This window comes from Cohnella lubricantis, from assembly GCF_014212015.1.
Lineage (GTDB): Bacteria > Bacillota > Bacilli > Paenibacillales > Paenibacillaceae > Cohnella > Cohnella lubricantis.
The window spans coordinates 135,239-154,331 of sequence record NZ_JACJVN010000033.1; the positions used below are offsets into that span (position 1 = coordinate 135,239).

The following is a 19,093-nucleotide window of genomic DNA, read 5'->3' on the forward strand; positions in this document are numbered from 1 at the left end:
ACCTGTTAGACGACTTAAGACATCCTTGGAGGTGCCGGATCATGGGATCGAACAAATCGAAAAGCCGCTCTCTGCCTCTATTGCCCTTGAGAGGGCTCCTGGTGTACCCGAGCATGGTGCTCCATCTGGACGTTGGCCGGGAGAAGTCGGTCAAGGCGCTCGAACAGTGCATGATCGACGATCACATGATCCTGCTGTGCTCGCAATCGGAAGTGAACATCGAAGAGCCGACGCAAGATGATATTTACCGGGTCGGAACGATTGCGAAAGTCCGTCAAATGCTGAAGCTGCCCAATGGAACGATTCGCGTGCTGGTCGAAGGGGTCGTCCGCGCGGAGATCGATCAATATTTGCCTAACGATAATTACTACGAGGTCGTCGCGCGCGAGCTTCCGGAGCGGTTAGACGGGGATTCGGAGCTGGATGCGCTCATGCGAGCCGTCCTTAGCCAATTCGAGCATTACATCAACCTGTCCAAGAAGGTGACCCCCGAGACGTTAGCAGCCGTATCGGACATCGAAGAGCCGGGGCGCCTCGCCGACGTCATCACGAGCCATCTGTCGCTGAAGATCAAAGACAAGCAGGAGATACTCGAGACGCTGGACGTTCGCGAGAGGCTGGAGAAGCTGCTCGACTTCTTGAACAACGAACGCGAAGTGCTGGAGCTGGAACGCAAGATCAGCCAGCGGGTCAAGAAGCAGATGGAGAAGACGCAGAAGGAGTATTATCTTCGCGAGCAGATGAAGGCGATTCAGAAGGAGCTCGGCGACAAGGAAGGCCGGGCCGGCGAAGCCGAAGAGCTGCGCAATCAGCTCGCGGAAGCGAAGCTGCCGGAGAAGGTGGAGGCGAAGGTCGAGAAGGAGATCGACCGGCTGGAGAAGATGCCTGCCTCTTCTGCAGAGGGCGCAGTTATCCGAACGTACGTGGAATGGCTGCTTGCGCTGCCGTGGAACAAGGCGACGGAGGATCACTTGGATATCGCCAAAGCAGAGGAACTGCTCAATGAAGAGCACTTCGGCCTGGAGAAGCCGAAGGAGCGCGTGCTTGAATATTTAGCCGTGCAGCAGCTCGTTCAGAAGCTCAAGGGGCCGATCCTGTGCCTCGCCGGACCTCCCGGCGTCGGCAAGACGTCGCTTGGCCGCTCGATCGCCAAGTCGCTCGGCCGCGAGTTCGTGCGCGTCTCGCTAGGCGGCGTGCGCGATGAGGCGGAGATTCGCGGCCATCGCAGGACGTATGTCGGCGCGATGCCGGGACGCATTATCCAAGGCATGCGCAATGCGGGGACATCGAATCCGGTCTTCCTGCTCGACGAGATCGACAAGATGGCGATGGACTTCCGCGGCGATCCGGCATCGGCTATGTTGGAGGTGCTCGATCCGGAGCAGAACGCGACGTTCAGCGACCACTATATCGAGATGCCGTTCGATCTGTCCAAAGTGATGTTCATCACGACGGCGAACGCCGTTCACCAGATTCCGCGGCCGCTGCTGGACCGGATGGAAGTGCTGTACATCCCGGGCTACACCGAGCTGGAGAAGCTGGAGATCGCGCGCAAGCATCTGCTGCCGAAGCAGAAGCGCGACCATGGCTTGGCCGACGAGCAATTGGCCATCAAGGATGAGATATTGCTGCAGCTGATTCGCGATTACACGCGCGAATCCGGCGTCCGCAACCTGGAGCAGCAGTTGGCGGCGATTAGCCGCAAGGCGGCGAAGCTCATCGTCGCCAATCCCGAAGCGGCGCCGATCGTTGTAGACAGCGCGAAGCTGAAGGAATTCCTCGGCCCGGCCAAGTTCCGGTACGGGATGGCGGAGCTCGAAGACCAGATCGGCGCCGTTACCGGCCTAGCCTGGACGGAGGTCGGCGGCGATACGCTGGTCATCGAGGTGAGCGTCATGCCGGGCAGCGGCAAGCTGACGCTGACGGGCAAGCTGGGCGATGTCATGAAGGAATCCGCCCAAGCCGCGTTCAGCTACATTCGCAGCCGCGCGAAGGAATGGGGCATCGACCCGGCTTTCCACGAGAAGAACGACATTCATATTCATATCCCCGAAGGGGCAATTCCGAAGGACGGTCCTTCTGCCGGCATTACGATGGCGACGGCGCTCGTCTCTGCGCTCGCCGGGCTGCGCGTCAACCGCGAGGTGGCGATGACCGGAGAGATCACGCTGCGCGGCCGCGTGCTGCCGATCGGCGGGCTGAAGGAGAAGTCGCTTGCGGCTCACCGGGCCGGCATTAAGAAGGTGCTCATCCCGAAGGATAACGAGCGAGATCTGCGAGACATTCCGGATAGCGTGAAGGCGGATATGACGTTCGTGCCCGTCTCTCATCTAGACGAAGTGCTTCAGCATGCGCTGTCCGACCCGCTGCCGGAGCGCAGCGGCCGGGATGAGGACGAACCGGCGTTCGCCGAAGGCAACGCCGCTATTCCGCCGGCGGTAGAGAGCGATGGCAAAGACGCTCCGCCGCTCGGCACACATTGACAGGAGCAGAATATACCTTATGAAGATCAAAACCAGCGAATTTGTCATTAGCGCCGTCGGCCCCAAGCAATACCCCGAGGACGGCTTTCCCGAGGTAGCGCTTGCGGGCCGGTCGAACGTCGGCAAATCCTCGCTGATCAACCGCTTGTTGCTGCGCAAGAATCTTGCCCGAACCAGTTCACAGCCGGGCAAGACGCAGCAGCTGAACTATTACCGCATTAACGACGAGCTGTTCTTCGTCGACGTTCCCGGCTACGGTTACGCCCGGGTATCGAAGACCGAGCGCGAAGCGTGGGGCAAGATGATCGAGAACTACCTGCGCAATCGCGAGCCGCTGCGGCTCGTCATTCTGCTGGTCGATCTGCGCCATCCGCCGACCGCCTTGGACGTCTCGATGTACGAGTGGCTGTCCCATTACGATATTCCGATCTGCGTGGTCGGCACGAAGGCCGATAAGCTGAGCAAGAACCAGCTTCCGAAGCATGCGAAGCAGGTTCGCGAGACGCTGGGCATGCCCAAGGGACAGCCGCTTGTCCTCTTCTCCTCGGAGACCGGGATGGGAAGGGACGAATTATGGAGCATTATCGAGCAAGCGGCCGAATTGACCGCAAACTCCCCCCAGGAACCGCAGAATGACCCGCAGGAAAGCGAGGATACTGAGTAAAAGCTTGAGAAGATTCCGGCAGGAATCGTTTTTTTCCGGTTTATCCTTGAATATCGCGATTGGCTCGCAAGAAATCATCCTCGGAGTTATCGTATAATGAAGAAGAAGCTAAGCAGTCACCTTCGCAACAAAATGGAATTGAGGAGATTTCTATGGCTCAAAGAGTAGCCACGGAGTATGTCAATGCGAGTATCCAAGTGACGGAAGCCGAAATGCCTATTCTCATGTCTCTGTGCGAAGCCCAGCAGCTGCGTCTGCAAGTGTTCGTGCTCGATAACGGTAATCATGAGGTTGTACTTCAAGACGAGGCCGGCGGGGAAGCGATCCGCCTCACCTTCGAACGGATTCACGGCCATTATGTATGCGTTCTGTCCTGCCGCGTCGAACAGCTGAAGCTGACGAACGTTCTTCGCAAGCTGATCTCCGCGTTTAAGGGAGATGCAGTCGTCAACCGAATCTACCAAGGCTTCACGATGGTGTATCACTATCTGGAGGGCAAGGTTATCCGGATCGTCGAAGTGAAGGGTGACCAGCACAAGACGGTCTTCGAGCATCGCGATACGATCGGAAGGATGGAAGCCCAGTTCAGGCGCCAGACGGTGGAGGAAGAGATCGGCATCCTGCGCCGCGCGGTGAACGAACTGCTCGATCTGCGCAACCAAACGTCGGCCGCCGCGGAGATCGCGGATATTGACGAGAGATTGCAGCACCACAGCCGCTTGCTGTTCGCTTTGGAAGCTTAATGACGCAACAATATATATCCTCCTTCATTATGAAGAGTCTGTCGGCAATTATAGCCGGCAGGCTCTTTTTATTTTTCGCCTCCTTCGACTAAATATGACTGAAAATGGCAACTAACTCTCTCCTATCGGCGTTTTCTTATTTGTAGATGGTTCAGAGAGAAAGAGGGGGTGCGAAGGTGGGCAAATGGTTCGTGATTGCGGCTGCAACGGCGATAACGGCAATGGCGGTGACCGGCTGTCAAGATGCAACTAAACCGGGCGAACTGAAGCCGCTGGGCAAGAATGACAAAGCGGCGATCAAGGTCATGTTCTCCGGCGAGAACTATTTCTACCAAGAATACGGCCGCCTCTTTATGGGGCGATACCCGAATATCGACGTCGAAGTCGCCGATACGCAATCGCTTCATCAGCCGGTTGGAGGCGTCTTCAGCTTGAAGGGATACGATGAAGCGGTTCGAACATTCATCGACGAGCAACAGCCCGATGTTCTGGAATTGTCGGCCGATCAGTATGCGCAATTCACGGCGGAGGGCAGACTGCTCAATCTTGAACCTGTCATTAAGCAGGACCAATTCGATACGGAGAGCATTCATCCTGCAGTCCTGCAGCTGCTCCGGGACAAAGGCAACGGCGCTTTGTACGGCTTAAGTCCCCAATTCCGCAGTCAGGCACTGTTCTACAACGCGGATCTGTTCCGCCAATACGGCGTGGAGCCGCCAAGCGATTCGATGAGCTGGAGCGAACTGCTGCTTTTAGCCGAGCGGTTTCCGACGGAGAATGAAAAGGGCAAGCGGCTTTACGGATTTACGTTCGAAGGATCCTCCACCCTGATCACGATCGTCTATCAGATAGCCATGACGGAGAATCTGCTCGCCGTGTCTCCTGACGGCAAGACAGCGACGGTGACGAGCGGCGCGTGGAAGCGGGTGTTCGAGATAGCAATCGGCGCTTTCCGTTCGCGAGCGGTGAATTTGGCTGACGAACCGCAGCCGGACGCTGGAACGCCTGCAACGGCGGATAATCTCTCGAACGAGAATGCGTTCGCGGCGGGACGGTCGGCGATGACGCTGGACAGTTCCAATTTGATTCAAATCATCGCTCAATCCCAAGAAGTCTTAACCACGGACAAGCCGTTCGATTGGCATCTCGTCACCGAACCGGTCGGATCGAACGATCGCACGACCGGAGACTCCTTCAGCGTCGATACGGTGTTCGCCGTGAATGCTCATTCGGCGAATCCCCGCGCAGCTTGGGAATTCATCAAGTACGTGAGCGGGGAAGATTATGCTCGAGCCAAGTCGCACGCGCTCACGGCAGGTCAATTATTATCCCGCACCGACGCGATCCGGGATTCGGAAGGAAGAGGCTACGAGGCGTTCTACAAGCTCCAGTCGGGACCGGAGAAGACCCTTGGTCTGAACAAGGCGCCAATCGAATTTAACAGCTCATTATTCAGCTTGCTTAACGACGAGTTAAGTCAGGTCGCCAGCGGCGCTATATCTCTGGATGAGGCGATGAACGCCATTCAGAGCGGTGCGCAAGCGACGTTGGACGAAGCCTGGGAGCGAGATAAACTAAGCAAAGCCGAATCAAGCAACTCGCCCGCAGCTTCCGACTGATTCATGCGGGCGTGAGTCGATTAGAGGAGGAGAACCAGTTGAAGCGAGGATTGACGATATCCATTGTCGGATGGTTCATCTTATGCTTGCTGACAGCTTGTGCCGGGGGCGGGAACGGCAAGGACAAGCTGGAGAAGCTCGATCCGGAAGAGCAGGTGACCTTGAAGGTCATGGCTCCGGACGAGAACTATTTTTTCCAAACATACGGCAGTCTGTTCATCAGTCAGTTCCCGAACGTCGACGTGGAGGTCGCGAACATGCAGCCTTTGTTCAGCCAGGGATCTACTCAAGAGTCGCTCCAGCAATTCGTCGAAGACAACGAACCCGACGTTCTGTTGCTGAATGCGGATCAATACGAGCAGATGGCCCAGACCGGCAAGCTATTCGCGCTCGATTCGGTGATTGTTCAGGACAAGTATGATCTGCAAGGCATTCAGCCCTCGATCTTGAATCTTCTCCGAACCAAAGGTAACGGTAATCTATATGGCCTAAGTCCGACATTCCAGAGCGAAGCGCTATTTTATAATATAGATCTGTTTCAAAAATACGGCGTGGAGCCGCCCCGTGACGCGATGACCTGGGAGGAGATTCTCGCGCTGGCCGAAAGGTTCCCGGCAGAGGGAGACAAAGACAACCGCGTGTACGGCATCAGCTTCTCGTTCTATACTCCTCCGGTTCAACTGGCGTTGTCCATTGCTAGAACGGAAGGGCTGCGGTTCGTTGATGCTGATGCGACCCAAGTGACCCTGACAGGCGACGGATGGAAGCGGGCGTTCCAGTCTGCGGCGGATGCGATCCGCTCGGAAGCGATTCTCATTCCAGATCCGAGCGCTCAGGCAGGGGCCGTGTTCCTTCAGGACTACTACAATCAGGATCCCTTCCTCTCAGGCAAGGCGGCCATGATGATCGATAATACGTATGAAGTCCAGGATATATTGGGCTCCAAGAGATACACCGCCAACAAACAGCCCTTCAACTGGGGGATCACGACGGCGCCGGTAAGCGCCAGCGCTCGGAATGAGAGCGTGTACGTCACCGTGAACGATATCTTCGCCGTCAATGCACAATCGCCTCACATAAGAGCGGCATGGGAATTCATAAAGTATATAACTGGTGACGATTATGCCAGAGTCAACGCCAAATCTTCGCCTTCCGGAGAACTTCTGGCGAGAACGGCGTATATTCGGGATTCGGACGGCGTCAGCCTGGAGCCGTTCTACAAGCTGGCGCCGGCCGATCCAGCGTCAACCGGACTAGAGAACACGCCGGATAGCTTTCAAATGCAGCTCGTCGAGCTGTTGTCGGATGAGATGGACAAGCTAATCGCCGGTGACGAGAGTGTCGACGAAGCGCTGCGGTCGTTGCAAGACAAAGCGCAGGCGGCGCTCGATCAGGCGACTTTGGAGAAGCAAGCAGAAGAGTCGGCCCCGCCTAAATCAAATGAATAAGAAACCATGTCAAATCCAACATTATCCTGCTTTTTCAAGTGGAAAAAAACTGTTGCATTTCAGGCGGATAGATGTTATTTTTATTTTCGTTGACAACACAATAGGAACCAGGATTCACTCAGGAACGGATTGCGAAGAGAGTGCAAATTCCCTCGAGAAGTGAATGACGTAGGTCCTAGCGGATGAAATCAGTTTTCACAATTTTATTCCTAGGAAGGGGGAACCGAAAGGTGGAATACTCTACTTTCGGACGACACGTTGCGGTTGATGTTTGGGGTGTCGATTTCGATGTTCTGAACAACTCGGAGCTTCTCCAATCGCACATGGTGGAAGCAGCCGAAGCTTGCGGCGCGACCGTTCTCTCGGTTCAAGCCAAACAATTCGAACCGCAAGGAGCAACTGTTCTTGTGATGTTGTCGGAGAGCCATCTCTCGATTCACACGTATCCTGAGAGAGGATTCGCCGCGATCGATTGCTACACGTGCGGCGAGACGGTTGACCCTCAGCTCGCGATCGACTACATGGTTAACGTGCTCAAGCCGGAGCGCTTCTATGCGAAGAAGCTCGTACGCGGCATGGGCGAACTGAAGGTCGAAGAGCCGGTCATGAAGCAAGCCGAACTGGTTTAATACCGGTTGAAGGATTGCCTAACTGGAAATGAATCGTTATCAAGCCATGGGCGGCCCCATGGCTTTTTCAATGCGCATTCGGCGCGATCGGAATAGGAGTCTGGCATTCCGACCACAATAAGGTAATAATGGGGCGGAATTTGCCCTTGTTCGCACAATTTTCAAGAATTCGATTCCGAATGCTTTGGCCAACTGTGCTATAATTAATCGTAAATTGCTGGCGAGCCTATTATTCATACGGAGAGGCAGGTGAAGGCTCATGCATCTGATCGTTGTCGGATTGAATTACCGGACGGCGCCCGTCGAAGTGCGGGAGCGGTTTGCGCTGTCGGATCAGGAGCTTCCGCTCGCGCTGCAGGCGCTGAAGAACACGACAGGCATACTAGAAGGCGTCGTTGTAGCGACCTGCAACCGTACGGAAATATATGCGGTTGTCGACCGGCCTACCTTGTGCGGGCACTTTATTCGTTCTTTCATGGAGCAATGGTTCAAGATTCCGCGTATTGAATTTAATCCTTATCTCTATATGCATGAGGACAATCGAGCCATCGAGCATCTGTTCCGTGTCGCATGCGGATTGGATTCGATGGTCATCGGCGAGACGCAGATCTTGGGGCAGGTGCGGGACGCGTTCCTGCTCTCGCAGAAGCTTGGCGTGACCGGCACGTTGTTCAACAAGCTGTTCAAACAAGCCATTACGGTGGCGAAGCGGGCGCACAGCGAGACTTCGATCGGCGAGAGCGCCGTCTCGGTCAGCTATGCGGCTGTTGAGCTGGGCAAGCGTATTTTCGGACGGTTCGATCACAAGAAGATCATGATTCTCGGCGCAGGCAAGATGAGCGAGCTGACCGCGAAGCACCTGAACGCCAACGGGGCCAAGGAAGTGCTGGTCGTCAACCGCACCGTGTCGAGAGCCGAAGAGCTGGCGAAGAAGTTCGACGGCGTCGCGCTGTCGATGGATGAGGCGATGAACCGCCTTCATGAAGCGGACATTATCATTAGCAGCACGGGCGCCAACGGATTCGTGCTGACGCGCGATAAGCTGGAAGCCGCGCTGGCCCGCCGCAAGCAACGGCCGATGTTCCTGATCGACATCGCGGTGCCGCGGGACATCGATCCCATATGCGCGAGCCTGAGCAACGTCTATCTCTATGATATTGACGATCTGGAAGGCATCGTGGAGACCAATATGGAGAATCGCCGCAAGGAGGCGGTTCTGATCGAGAAGATGATCGCCGACGAGCGCGAAGCTTATCTGGAGTGGTACAAGACGTTAGGCGTCGCTCCGCTTATTCGCGGGCTGCAAGAGAAGGCTGCTTCCGTTCATGAGCAGACGATGGAGAGCTTGCTGCGCAAGCTGCCGGATCTGGACGAGCGCGAGATCAAGGTCATTCGCAAGCTGACGAAGAGCATGATGAATCAGATCGTTCACGATCCGATTCTGCGCATCAAGGAGCTGTCCGCCGAGAAGCGCGGCGAAGCGGCTTTAGGGCTGTTCGTGGAGCTGTTCGCGCTTCAGGATGACGTAGAGCGCATTCAAGCGGAGATGAACGCCGAGGAGAGCGCTCGGGCGGCGGCGCTGGCGGCTGAGAGCAGACCGGCCGAGAGCAGACCAGCTGAGAAACCGTCGAACGCTTCCGCGATTCTCTCCCAATTGGCCGGCGCGTTTCGCTGATCGCCGCGCGCGAACGTCCCGCGAGGGATTTCGGGAGGGGGCGCTCTTATGTTAACGAACGATTGGCTGAGCGATGCCGTATTGTATATTTATGCCCTGAGCCTGCTGTTTTTCGTATCCGACGCCGCGTACGGCAAGCGGAACGGGAAGCGCATAGGAACAGGGCTGCTTGTTTTCGTATGGATTCTTCAGACCGGATTTCTCCTGGATCTGCTGCTCACCCGGTTCTTCATTCCCCAGGTGACGCTTCAGGACTACATATTCTTCATCGCATGGGTATTCGTCAGCTTCTCGCTTGTTCTTAATCTGTTCGTTCGGGCGGAGCTGCTTGTCTTGCTTGTTAATGTGGTCGGATTCGCGATTCTAAGCGTCACGCTGATGGAGCGCCCGAAGCAGCATCTTCCGCTTGCGCCGGGCGAAGCAGCCCACCGGCTGCTGATCGCGCATATCGCGCTCATTACGGTTGCATTTGTCTTGTTGACGGTGGCTGGTCTGCTGTGCGCCATGCTTCTCTTCTTGAACGATAGGCTCAAGCGGAAGAAGTGGGGCTCGATCATGAGCCGAATGCCGAGTCTTACGTCGATTGACCGCTATGCGTACTTCTCCGCCGTCATTGGGGCGCCGCTGTTGCTGCTCTCCTTGTCTACGGGCACGGCGGCGTTGATCATCGAAGGCAATTACGCCGATCTGGCCGACGAGAAGGTGCTGCTGGCTTTCGCGTCGGCTGCCGTTTATCTGTTCTTCTTGCTGAGAAGAATGGCGAACAAGGGGGACATCCCGCAGCTCTCTCGCTGGCATCTGGCCGCCTACATTCTGCTGGTTATCGACTTCTTCGCCAATTGGTTCTCTTCCTTTCACCGCTGGGTGTAGAAAACTCCCCTAGAAGTGAAGTGATCCTTCGGTGCATAGTCCGATTACTTTTGGGGGAGCCCCCGGAAACCACGGAATACGAGGAGGGGATTGGTGATGAACGGTTATCCGATCATGCTCGATTTGAAGGATAAGCCGGTGCTGATCGCCGGCGGAGGAGCTGTCGCGGAGCGGAAGGCAGCCGCGCTGCTGGAGGCCGGGGGCGACGTGACCGTCGTCGCCCCGAGCGTGTCGCCGCGGCTGCGCGAATGGGCGGATCGCGGGCGGATTCGCTTGGCCGAGCGGGAAGCGCGCGAGGAGGATCTGGCAGGCGCCGCTCTCTTCTTCGCGGCGACGGACGATGCGGAGGCGAATCGCAGGCTGGCGGAAGCGGCGCGGGCGCGAGGCGTCTGGACGAACGTAGGGACAGACGGCGAAGCAGGCGATTTCGTGACGCCGGCCGTCGTGCGGCGCGGCGATCTGGTCTTGGCCGTCAGCGCGTCGGCCGCAGGTCCTGCGCTGGCGGCCAGGGTGGCGCGCGAGCTGGGGCAGAGGTACGGCCCGGACTATGCGCATGCGGCCGCGGTGCTGCGGGCGGTTCGCCGCGCAGCCAAGGCCTGCGTAGGAGACGCCGCGGAGCGTCGACGGCTGCTTGCGGCGTCGGCGACGGACGAAGCGCTCGCCATGTGGCGGGAGGCGAGTCCGGATGAGCCGCCGGAGCGGCTGGTAGAGCGGCTGCGGCAGCTGCCGGGGCATGCCGAAGGGTAGAAATGGTATAATCGATAGGACATCACATCAGCTACAAGCTGCATACGGGAGGACGCCATGCGCACCATTATTGTCGGAAGCCGCCAGAGCGCGCTTGCCATGACGCAGACGGGACAGACGATCGATCTGCTGAAGTCCATCTGCGCCGAAGCCGGATTATCTCTTGCATTCGAAGTGAAGACGATCGTGACCCGCGGGGATCGCATACTGGACGTTACGCTGTCCAAGGTCGGCGGCAAGGGCTTGTTCGTGAAGGAGATCGAGCAAGCGCTGTTGGACGGGGAGATCGACTTCGCCGTCCATAGCATGAAGGACATGCCGTTCGACTTGCCGGAAGGGCTCGTTATCGGCGCCGTTCCGAAGCGCGAGGATCCGCGCGACGTGTTGATCAGCTTGAACGGATACGACCTGGCGAGCCTGCCGCCGAACGCCAAGGTAGGTACGAGCAGCCTGCGCCGCGCCGCGCAGCTGAAGGCGCAGCGTCCCGACCTGCAGATCGAATCGGTGCGGGGCAACATCGACACGCGCCTGAAGAAGCTAGAGACGGAAGGCTTCGATGCCATTCTGCTCGCAGCTGCAGGCATGCGGCGTATGGGCTGGGCGGACAAAATCACGAATTATCTCGAGCCGCAGGAATGTCTGCCGGCTGTCGGCCAAGGCGCTCTTGCGATTGAGTGCCGCGAGGACGACACGGAAGTGCTCGATCTGCTCGCGCGGCTGAACGATGCGAAGACGGAGCGGGCCGTACGGGCGGAACGCCGGTTCCTCGGCATGCTGAACGGAGGATGCCAAGTGCCGATCGGCGCTTATGCCGAGACGGATTCCGGAGATGATCACGCGCCGATTCGGCTGACGGCGATGGTGGCGAAGCCGGACGGGAGCGTCTTCCTTCGCGCGGATTCGAGCGGCACCGATCCGGTGCAGGTCGGGACGGCGGCAGCCGAGGAGCTGCTGGCACGGGGAGCGAAGCAAATCCTGGACGAAACGAGGGAGTAATCGATGTCCAAGGGGAAGGTGTATCTGGTTGGCGCGGGACCGGGAGATCCGAAGCTGATCACGGTTCGCGGCTTGGAGGCGCTCAAGAAGTCGGATGCGGTCGTATTCGACCGGCTGGCCGGACCGCAGCTGCTCGGCGAGATCTCGCCTGCGGCGGAGCGAATCTATGTCGGCAAGCGGCCGGACCGCCACACGATGAAGCAGGAAGAGATCAATCAACTGCTTGTGGATCTGGCGCTGCAAGGCAAGACAGTCTGCCGCTTGAAGGGCGGCGACCCGACCGTATTCGGCCGCGTCGGGGAAGAGGCGGAGCTGCTGAAGAAGAACGGCGTCCCTTATGAGATCGTGCCGGGCATTACTTCCGCGATCTCCGTGCCGGCTTATGCCGGCATCCCGGTAACCCATCGCGACCTGGCCTCCTCCTTCTCCGTTATTACTGGACACGAGAGCCCGGACAAGCTCGACCGTTCGATCCAATGGGATAAAGTGACGAACGCGACCGGTACGCTCGTCTTCCTGATGGGGGTCTCCAAGATCGGCTATATCAGCGACCAGCTGATGAAGCACGGCCGTCCGCCGTCTACGCCGGTTGCGCTCGTCCGCTGGGGCACCCGCGCCGAGCAGGATACGCTCGTCGGCACGTTGGCGGACATTGAGGCGAAGGTGCTGGAAGCGGACTTCCAGCCGCCGGCGGTCATTGTCGTCGGCGAGGTCGTGAACCAGCGCGATGCGCTGCGCTGGGTAGAGGACAAGCCGCTGTTCGGCCGGCGCATTCTCGTGACTCGCGCCCGATCGCAGGCGAGCGAGCTGTCAGCGCGCATCGATGAGCTGGGCGGCGAGCCGTACGAATATCCGGTCATCGAGACGAGGATGACGGACGCTCCGGCTGCTGTTGGTGCTATCAGGAACGCGCTGGCGGAGCCGGAATCGTATGACTGGGTCATGTTAACCAGCGTGAACGGAGTCGACTTCTTCTTCCGCTGGCTGGAGGAATTCGGCGTCGATATCCGCAGGCTGCATAAGGCGGAATTCGCAGCCGTTGGTCCTGCGACAGCCGCCGTGCTCAAAGCACGCGGCATCTTGGCAAGCCAACTGCCGGAGACATTCCAAGCCGAAGGGCTCATGGACAGCCTGGCTTCGCGACTCCAGCCTGGACAGCGTGCTCTCTTGCCGAGAGGCGATCTAGCCCGCCGCTGGCTGCCTGAGGAGCTTCGCAAGCTCGGCGTTGAGGCCGTCGAGCTCGACGTCTACGAGACGATCGCGGCTGCGCCGCAGGATCGCATGTTGATGGAGATGCTGTTAGAGGGCGGAATCCATGCCGTAACGTTCACGAGCTCGTCAACGGTGACGAATCTGCTCGAGGCGCTGCGCAAGATGGGGGCGGAGCGGCCGCAAGACCTGCTGCATGGCGTCGATATCGTCTGCATCGGGCCGATCACGGCCAAGACGGCCGGGGAGAACGGTTTGCGCGTAACCGCGACGGCGCAGAACGCCACCATTGAAGGTCTCATCCAAACCTTACTCGATATTCAATCGCAAGCATAAGCGTTGACTCAACCATATTTGACCCAACTATAGAGGGGGAGAATCACCATGGCTTATCCCATTACGAGACATCGTCGGCTTCGCCGGACGTCTGCGCTGCGCAGCATGATCCGCGAGACTCGGCTGCACGCGGACGATCTGATCGCGCCCATCTACATCATCTACGGCCAGAATGTCAAAGCTGAGATCTCGACGATGCCGGGCGTATACCAGTATTCGGTCGACCGGCTGCACGAAGAGGTAGCGGAGCTTCAGGAGGCAGGCGTTAACGCTGTGCTGCTGTTCGGCATTCCGGAGCATAAGGACAGCGTCGGCACCGGCGCCTTCATTGACGACGGCATCGTGCAGCAGGCGACGCGCCGCATCAAGGAGCTCGCGCCGAATATGCTCGTCGTCGCCGACACTTGCCTGTGCGAGTATACCGATCACGGCCATTGCGGCGTCGTGCATCGGCAGGGCGACGAGGCGATCGTGGACAATGACGAATCGTTGGATCTGCTCGTGAAGACGGCTGTCTCTCAAGCCAAAGCGGGCGCAGACATCATCGCGCCGTCCAATATGATGGACGGGTTCGTGGCGGCGATCCGCCAAGGACTCGACGAGGCGGGCTTCGAGGACATTCCGATCATGTCGTACTCGGTCAAATACGCTTCGGCTTATTACGGGCCATTCCGCGTTGCCGCGCAATCCGCGCCTCAGTTCGGAGACCGCAAGACGTACCAGATGGATCCGGCGAATGGCCGCGAGGCGCTGCGGGAAGCGCAGACCGACGTAGAGGAAGGCGCAGATATGCTGATGGTGAAGCCGGGCCTTGCTTATCTGGACCTGGTCCGCCAAATCCGCGACCGCTTCGACCTTCCGGTTGTCGTCTATAACGTCAGCGCGGAGTATGCGATGGTGAAGGCGGCGGCGATGCAAGGCTGGATCGACGAGCGCGCGATCGTCATGGAGACGCTCATCGGCATGAAGCGAGCCGGCGCGGACGTTATTATTACGTATCATGCCAAAGACGCCGCTCGCTGGCTGAAGGAACAATAATTTTTTTGAAGCTGACAAAAGGATGTGCTGATCATGACGGATATTCGCGGCAAACGTACGGATTCCAGATCCAAAGCCGCTTTTGAAAGGGCGAAGCGCTCGATCCCAGGCGGCGTGAACAGCCCGGTACGCGCCTTCAAATCGGTCGGCCTGACCCCGCTCGTCATCGAGCGCGCGGCCGGCAGCCGAATTACCGACATCGACGGTCAAACCTATATTGATTATGTGCTGTCTTGGGGCCCTCTCATTGCGGGACATGCGCATCCGGAGGTCGTTGAGGCGATCAAGCGCGCAGCGGAGAGAGGAACGAGCTTCGGCGCGCCGACCGAACTGGAGACGGAGATGGCCGAGCTCGTCTGCGAGCGCATGCCTTCCGTGGAAGTGGTGCGGATGGTTAACTCCGGCACCGAAGCGACGATGAGCGCGCTGCGTCTTGCCCGCGGGTTCACCGGACGCAGCAAGATTCTGAAGTTCGAAGGCTCGTACCATGGCCATGCGGACAGCCTGCTCATCAAGGCGGGCTCAGGCGTCGCTACCCTCGGCCTGCCGGACAGCCCGGGCATACCGGAGAGCGTCGCCACGCATACGATCGCCGTTCCTTACAACGATATCGAGTCCGTCAAGCTGGCGTTCGAGAAGTTCGGCGAAGAGATCGCCGCCGTTATCGTCGAGCCGGTCGCCGGCAACATGGGCGTCGTGCCGCCGCTGCCGGGATTCCTGCAAGGCTTGCGCGACGTGACGGCGAAGTATGGCGCTTTGCTTATTTTCGACGAGGTGATGACGGGCTTCCGCGTTGGCTACTACAGCGCTCAAGGACTGTATAAGGTGACGCCGGACCTGACGTGCATGGGCAAAGTCATCGGCGGCGGCCTTCCGGTCGGCGCTTACGGCGGACGCCGGGACATCATGGACAAAGTCGCGCCTGTCGGTCCGATCTACCAAGCGGGAACGCTCTCGGGCAATCCGCTGGCTATGACCGCCGGACTGACGACACTGAAGCTGATGACCGAATCGCAATATGCGATGCTTGAACGGCTGGCGGTGCGCCTGCAAGCCGGGCTGGAGCGCAGCGCGTCCGAATTCGGCGTCGAGCTGACAGTGAACCGCGTAGGCTCCATGGTGTGCCCGTTCCTGACGGATAAGCAGGTTATTAACTTCGAGACCGCGCGCAGCTCCAATGTGGAGCGGTTCAAGACGATTTTCACCCGGATGCTCGATGCCGGCGTCAACCTTCCGCCTTCGCAGTTCGAAGGCTGGTTCCTGTCGACGGCTCACACCGAAGCGGATATCGACGCATCCATCGAAGGGTTCCGCACGGCATTGTCCAAGCTGTAAGTTGGAAAAGGTTAAACGGCAACATCGGCGGCGTCGATGCTGCCATACCCAAACGGCCTTAACCGCTTGTGAAGCGTGCTTCACGGAGCGGTTAAGGCCGTTTGTTCGTGTTCAGGGAATATTGGCTGTCAGGTCAGCAACACACTGATCAGCACGAGCAGCAGCGGAACCGCAATCACGCCGCTGAGGATGACCCAGGCCATCGGGCGCGCCATGTTGAACGTCCATCCGACGCCAAATTGCTTGTGGACGAACAATGCCGCGTCATCGGGATTGTAATAGAATAATCCCCCCGCTCTCCAGTGGCGCTCATCCGGCGGCGTGTTGGGTTGCGGGTCCAGCCCCTTTCTGGACAAATAAACGACTAGAACAAGGATGGAGCCGATCAGCACGATAAGAAACGCAACGAGGACGATGTTCATCGCTTGCTGCGGCCACTCGTAGATCATAAACCCTTGCAGGACGCCGAAGAATAGGATGAGCAAGAGCGAGAAGCCCATCAGAAAAGCGGAGTTCACTTTGCGGAAGCGGCGCTGCTTCTCCAGCGACCTGTTCGGCTGTCTCGGGTCGAGCTGCAGCTTGCTTGCTCGAATCGAGTACTGGACGAACCAGAACAGGCCGATGAGGAAGAGCTGGAAGAAATTCATCAAGAACACAGTGCCGATCGACTTATTCGAGATACGATCCGGTTCCCCGTTGATGCCATAATGCGTAGCTAGCGAATCGGGAATTCGATCCCAGAATACGATTGCGCACACGACACAGGCTGCGACAACAACGCCGTGAACAGCAAACCACTTGTCGCTGACCGTTAAGTTCCCCAAGCGGGAATGAAGGCCGGCCACCCTCTTGCCCGAAGCTTCAACGCCCCATCCTCGCTCGGCCTTGAGCCGCAAAGCCTCTCGCCTGCTGCTAAAGAACAAGGCGCCGCAAACCGCGATTTGGAGCAGAGCCGCAAGCGGCGTGTAGAGGGCCGCTTCGTCGTTCACAGCCAGAATCCACGCGGCGCCGGCGGCGAAGATGACCGCGGCGGCAATCCAGACGCGAAGCTGATATCGCCTGCGAAGCGCCGCAATCGACGGGAGCTGCCGTTCTTCCTCAGGCACATAGACGCCGAAGAGAAGAGCTCTCAAGCCATAATTAGCCGTCAAGCTGAAGACGAGAGCCGATAGCAGGAGCGTCAGTCCAAATATCGTAAGCGTCGTCCAACTCCAATCTTGAATGGTCATAGCGATTCGCCTCCCCCTGTTATAGCCGAGCGATACGCGCCTGCGCACTTCTCGGCGAATGCCTCCGCAGACAAGCCGCGCACCGCGGCTTCAGCCGCCAGCGTCTTGAGCTGGGCGTCGAGCTTCCGCTCGAACGCTTCCGTAACGCCCGGCATGCCTTCGGCATTCACGACAACCCCCTGCTTGCGGTGAACCTGAAGGAATCCTTCCTGCTTCAATAGCGTGTAAGCTTTGTTCACCGTATGCAGATTGATGCCCAGATCGGCAGCGAGGCTGCGGACTGAAGGCAGAGGGTCTCCCGGATGCAATGCGCCGGAAGCGATGCCTTCGATCAATTGATCGACCAGCTGCGCATATAGCGGCACCTCCGATTGCAAATCCATCTCGATGAACATTCGAATCCCTCCTTGCGGTTGAATGTAGAGATAGCCTGTAGGCTTTTGCTTAATGGTCTGTGATCAAACTGTTATATATTATATATAACAGTTATTACAAGAGATCGCAATAACTAAGCTGCAACTCAAGGCATTGGCCTCCTCGGCGGCGCTTTAGACAAGCTTCCGCTAGCGCGGTTAGTAGGCATGCCTGACCCGCCTCGGCATATAGATAGGTAGTAGGCTGTACCTGCCCTTCGCGCATCAAGGGCATCCAACTGAAAGGAGGACAATAAACTTGACAGAATCGGTGAACGGATTGCGATTCGATATTTATGAGAGGGTCCATCTGCCGGAGGATGCGTCCGCCATTGAAGAATTGGAAGAGATTGAGCTCATTCCGCATATTCAGGCGATACCCAGCGGCGGCCAAGTGCTGCTGAAGGGGCATCTGCTGCTGACCGGTTCATACCGATCGGCGGACGAACGGTCGGAAGCCCCCAGCCGGATGGAGCACTGGATACCGGTTGAGATCTCGCTGCCGCCGAGCCGCGTAGAGAAGCTGGAGAATCTATCGGTCGAGATCGATAACTTCGACGTGGATCTGCTCTCGTCCCGGTCGCTTAACGTGACGGGCGTGCTCGGCTTGCGAGGGGTTCAGATGACGGCGACACAGGCGTCTGCGCCGATTTGGCAAGAGGACGGCTTCACGGTCGTACACCAAGCTCAGAACAGCTTCCCGGCATCGCCGGAGCTGGATGAAGGAGCCGAGCCGGCGGCGATTGACGGGCTGGCGCAGGCTCAGCCCGAACAAGAACAGGCTGAAGGAGAAGCGGCCTATCGCCATACCGAATCGCAGGAGGAGCCGGAGTACGAGGTTCGTCTGAACAACGAGGCTTCGGAGGCTGCTTCGCAAGAGCCTGTTCGGGATCAGACGGTTCAGGTGTCGTATCAGCCTGCCGAACCGGAGGAGGAACAGCCGGCACAGCAGGCGATTCCGGAATTCAATCTGCTGAACGCCGATTACGCCGATACCTCCTGGGGCGACGTGACGATCGATCGGCTGGACGCTTCCAGAGAGCTTCCGCCTGCGCAGGAGCCGTCTCCGCAACCGCCGGACAAGACGGAAGTGAAGGTCGGCTTCGCCCCAAGGCAAGCTTCCGAGCCGCCGGCATCCTCCCCCGCCTTCGGCGTCGGGCTCCTGTCGCAGCTTGGCGAGCGAGGCGGAAGGAGAGAAGCGGAGTTGCAGGCGGCTGAAGAGGCGCTGACTGAAGCCGAAGCGGAGCAGGAAGCGCAGGGCGCTCTATCCAGAGAGACGTCAGGCGACGAGATCGAATGGGCGCGGCTGTTCTTGTCCCAAGAGACGGAGGGCCAATCGTTCCGCAAGGTTAAGCTGTGCATCGTCCAGCGGGAGGACACGCTTGAAGCCATTGCGATTAGATACAACGTCCAGCCAAGAGAGCTTCAGCTGTATAATCGCATGAGCGAACCGCATGTATCGGAAGGCCAGATCATCTACATCCCCTAATACCGCGGCGAATAGTTCGTTGCGGCTGCATGCGGCAGGGCCGCCCTAGGAGGAGCATCAAGCTTCGGGGGCGGCTCTTTGCCGTCCATATTGACTGTAACAAGCGAGAAGGGTATCATAGGGAAATAAGACGAAGATAGGGAAGAGTACGCAATTCGCGCCCCTTCAGA

At 58.3% G+C, this 19,093-nt stretch carries 16 protein-coding genes and 1 other annotated feature (1 of these 17 only partly in view); of the genes, 14 read left to right on the forward strand and 2 right to left on the reverse strand.

The genetic code is table 11. From position 1 onward, the window contains the following. Positions 1 to 41: 41 nt before the first annotated feature. The 13 genes from lon to hemL all read left to right on the forward strand — a co-directional run bounded on the left by lon (position 42) and on the right by hemL (position 15,792). Positions 42 to 2,483, forward strand: a complete 2,442-nt coding sequence (gene lon / locus H4Q31_RS09650) for an endopeptidase La (RefSeq protein ID WP_185178864.1) — start codon at positions 42 to 44, stop codon at positions 2,481 to 2,483. Positions 2,484 to 2,502: 19 nt separating this feature from the next. Further along, positions 2,503 to 3,147, forward strand: a complete 645-nt coding sequence (gene yihA, locus H4Q31_RS09655) for a ribosome biogenesis GTP-binding protein YihA/YsxC (protein ID WP_185178865.1) — start codon at positions 2,503 to 2,505, stop codon at positions 3,145 to 3,147. Positions 3,148 to 3,299: 152 nt separating this feature from the next. Then, the gene (locus H4Q31_RS09660) at positions 3,300 to 3,890 is read left to right on the forward strand and encodes a non-ribosomal peptide synthetase module (protein ID WP_185178866.1); all 591 of its coding nucleotides are present in this window, start codon (positions 3,300 to 3,302) and stop codon (positions 3,888 to 3,890) included. 176 nt (positions 3,891 to 4,066) lie between these two features. Next, positions 4,067 to 5,509 carry an extracellular solute-binding protein gene (locus H4Q31_RS09665; protein ID WP_185178867.1) on the forward strand — a complete coding sequence of 481 codons (1,443 nt, stop codon included), beginning with the start codon at positions 4,067 to 4,069 and terminating at the stop codon, positions 5,507 to 5,509. 38 nt (positions 5,510 to 5,547) lie between these two features. Then, a complete protein-coding gene (locus H4Q31_RS09670; protein WP_185178868.1) occupies positions 5,548 to 6,957 on the forward strand; it encodes an ABC transporter substrate-binding protein in 1,410 nt (469 codons plus the stop codon). A gap of 230 nt (positions 6,958 to 7,187) precedes the next feature. Next, on the forward strand, positions 7,188 to 7,586 hold the full coding sequence (gene speD, locus H4Q31_RS09675) for an adenosylmethionine decarboxylase (protein ID WP_185178869.1): 399 nt from the start codon (positions 7,188 to 7,190) through the stop codon (positions 7,584 to 7,586). Positions 7,587 to 7,845: 259 nt separating this feature from the next. Then, positions 7,846 to 9,261 carry a glutamyl-tRNA reductase gene (gene hemA, locus H4Q31_RS09680; RefSeq protein ID WP_185178870.1) on the forward strand — a complete coding sequence of 472 codons (1,416 nt, stop codon included), beginning with the start codon at positions 7,846 to 7,848 and terminating at the stop codon, positions 9,259 to 9,261. Positions 9,262 to 9,309: 48 nt separating this feature from the next. Next, on the forward strand, positions 9,310 to 10,131 hold the full coding sequence (ccsA, locus tag H4Q31_RS09685) for a cytochrome c biogenesis protein CcsA (RefSeq protein WP_185178871.1): 822 nt from the start codon (positions 9,310 to 9,312) through the stop codon (positions 10,129 to 10,131). A 96-nt stretch (positions 10,132 to 10,227) separates the two neighbouring features. Beyond that, positions 10,228 to 10,878: a precorrin-2 dehydrogenase/sirohydrochlorin ferrochelatase family protein gene (locus H4Q31_RS09690; RefSeq protein ID WP_185178872.1), complete on the forward strand. Its 651-nt coding sequence runs from the start codon at positions 10,228 to 10,230 to the stop codon at positions 10,876 to 10,878. Between the two features lie 57 nt (positions 10,879 to 10,935). Further along, positions 10,936 to 11,874: a hydroxymethylbilane synthase gene (hemC, locus tag H4Q31_RS09695; RefSeq protein WP_185178873.1), complete on the forward strand. Its 939-nt coding sequence runs from the start codon at positions 10,936 to 10,938 to the stop codon at positions 11,872 to 11,874. Between the two features lie 3 nt (positions 11,875 to 11,877). After that, entirely contained in the window at positions 11,878 to 13,419 is a 1,542-nt protein-coding gene (gene cobA, locus H4Q31_RS09700) for a uroporphyrinogen-III C-methyltransferase (RefSeq protein WP_185178874.1), read from the forward strand. A gap of 48 nt (positions 13,420 to 13,467) precedes the next feature. Next, a complete protein-coding gene (hemB, locus tag H4Q31_RS09705; RefSeq protein WP_185178875.1) occupies positions 13,468 to 14,457 on the forward strand; it encodes a porphobilinogen synthase in 990 nt (329 codons plus the stop codon). 33 nt (positions 14,458 to 14,490) lie between these two features. Next, on the forward strand, positions 14,491 to 15,792 hold the full coding sequence (gene hemL, locus H4Q31_RS09710) for a glutamate-1-semialdehyde 2,1-aminomutase (RefSeq protein WP_185178876.1): 1,302 nt from the start codon (positions 14,491 to 14,493) through the stop codon (positions 15,790 to 15,792). A 128-nt stretch (positions 15,793 to 15,920) separates the two neighbouring features. Here the strand turns inward: hemL and H4Q31_RS09715 are convergent, their stop codons facing one another. Both H4Q31_RS09715 and H4Q31_RS09720 read right to left on the reverse strand, forming a co-directional pair. Beyond that, on the reverse strand, positions 15,921 to 17,021 hold the full coding sequence (locus H4Q31_RS09715; protein ID WP_185178877.1) for a DUF1648 domain-containing protein: 1,101 nt from the start codon (positions 17,019 to 17,021) through the stop codon (positions 15,921 to 15,923). Next, a complete protein-coding gene (locus tag H4Q31_RS09720) occupies positions 17,018 to 17,416 on the reverse strand; it encodes a GntR family transcriptional regulator (RefSeq protein ID WP_185178878.1) in 399 nt (132 codons plus the stop codon). The genes H4Q31_RS09715 and H4Q31_RS09720 overlap by 4 nt, the downstream gene beginning before the upstream one ends. Positions 17,417 to 17,693: 277 nt before the next feature. Here H4Q31_RS09720 and H4Q31_RS09725 point away from each other — a divergent pair, with 277 nt between their 5' ends. Beyond that, positions 17,694 to 18,923 (forward strand): LysM peptidoglycan-binding domain-containing protein, encoded by a 1,230-nt coding sequence (locus H4Q31_RS09725; protein ID WP_185178879.1) that lies wholly within the window; start codon positions 17,694 to 17,696, stop codon positions 18,921 to 18,923. A gap of 124 nt (positions 18,924 to 19,047) precedes the next feature. Further along, positions 19,048 to 19,093: a binding site (T-box leader), on the forward strand; it runs 222 nt beyond the window's last position.

What these genes read in the sequence shown, in the direction of transcription:
- lon (WP_185178864.1), top strand. Translation starts at nt 42, where the DNA reads ATGGGATCGAACAAATCGAAAAGCCGCTCTCTGCCTCTATTGCCCTTG.
- yihA (WP_185178865.1), top strand. Translation starts at nt 2,503, where the DNA reads ATGAAGATCAAAACCAGCGAATTTGTCATTAGCGCCGTCGGCCCCAAG.
- H4Q31_RS09660 (WP_185178866.1), top strand. Translation starts at nt 3,300, where the DNA reads ATGGCTCAAAGAGTAGCCACGGAGTATGTCAATGCGAGTATCCAAGTG.
- hemA (WP_185178870.1), top strand. Translation starts at nt 7,846, where the DNA reads ATGCATCTGATCGTTGTCGGATTGAATTACCGGACGGCGCCCGTCGAA.
- ccsA (WP_185178871.1), top strand. Translation starts at nt 9,310, where the DNA reads ATGTTAACGAACGATTGGCTGAGCGATGCCGTATTGTATATTTATGCC.
- H4Q31_RS09690 (WP_185178872.1), top strand. Translation starts at nt 10,228, where the DNA reads ATGAACGGTTATCCGATCATGCTCGATTTGAAGGATAAGCCGGTGCTG.
- hemC (WP_185178873.1), top strand. Translation starts at nt 10,936, where the DNA reads ATGCGCACCATTATTGTCGGAAGCCGCCAGAGCGCGCTTGCCATGACG.
- cobA (WP_185178874.1), top strand. Translation starts at nt 11,878, where the DNA reads ATGTCCAAGGGGAAGGTGTATCTGGTTGGCGCGGGACCGGGAGATCCG.
- hemB (WP_185178875.1), top strand. Translation starts at nt 13,468, where the DNA reads ATGGCTTATCCCATTACGAGACATCGTCGGCTTCGCCGGACGTCTGCG.
- hemL (WP_185178876.1), top strand. Translation starts at nt 14,491, where the DNA reads ATGACGGATATTCGCGGCAAACGTACGGATTCCAGATCCAAAGCCGCT.
- H4Q31_RS09715 (WP_185178877.1), bottom strand. Translation starts at nt 17,021, where the DNA reads ATGACCATTCAAGATTGGAGTTGGACGACGCTTACGATATTTGGACTG.
- H4Q31_RS09720 (WP_185178878.1), bottom strand. Translation starts at nt 17,416, where the DNA reads ATGTTCATCGAGATGGATTTGCAATCGGAGGTGCCGCTATATGCGCAG.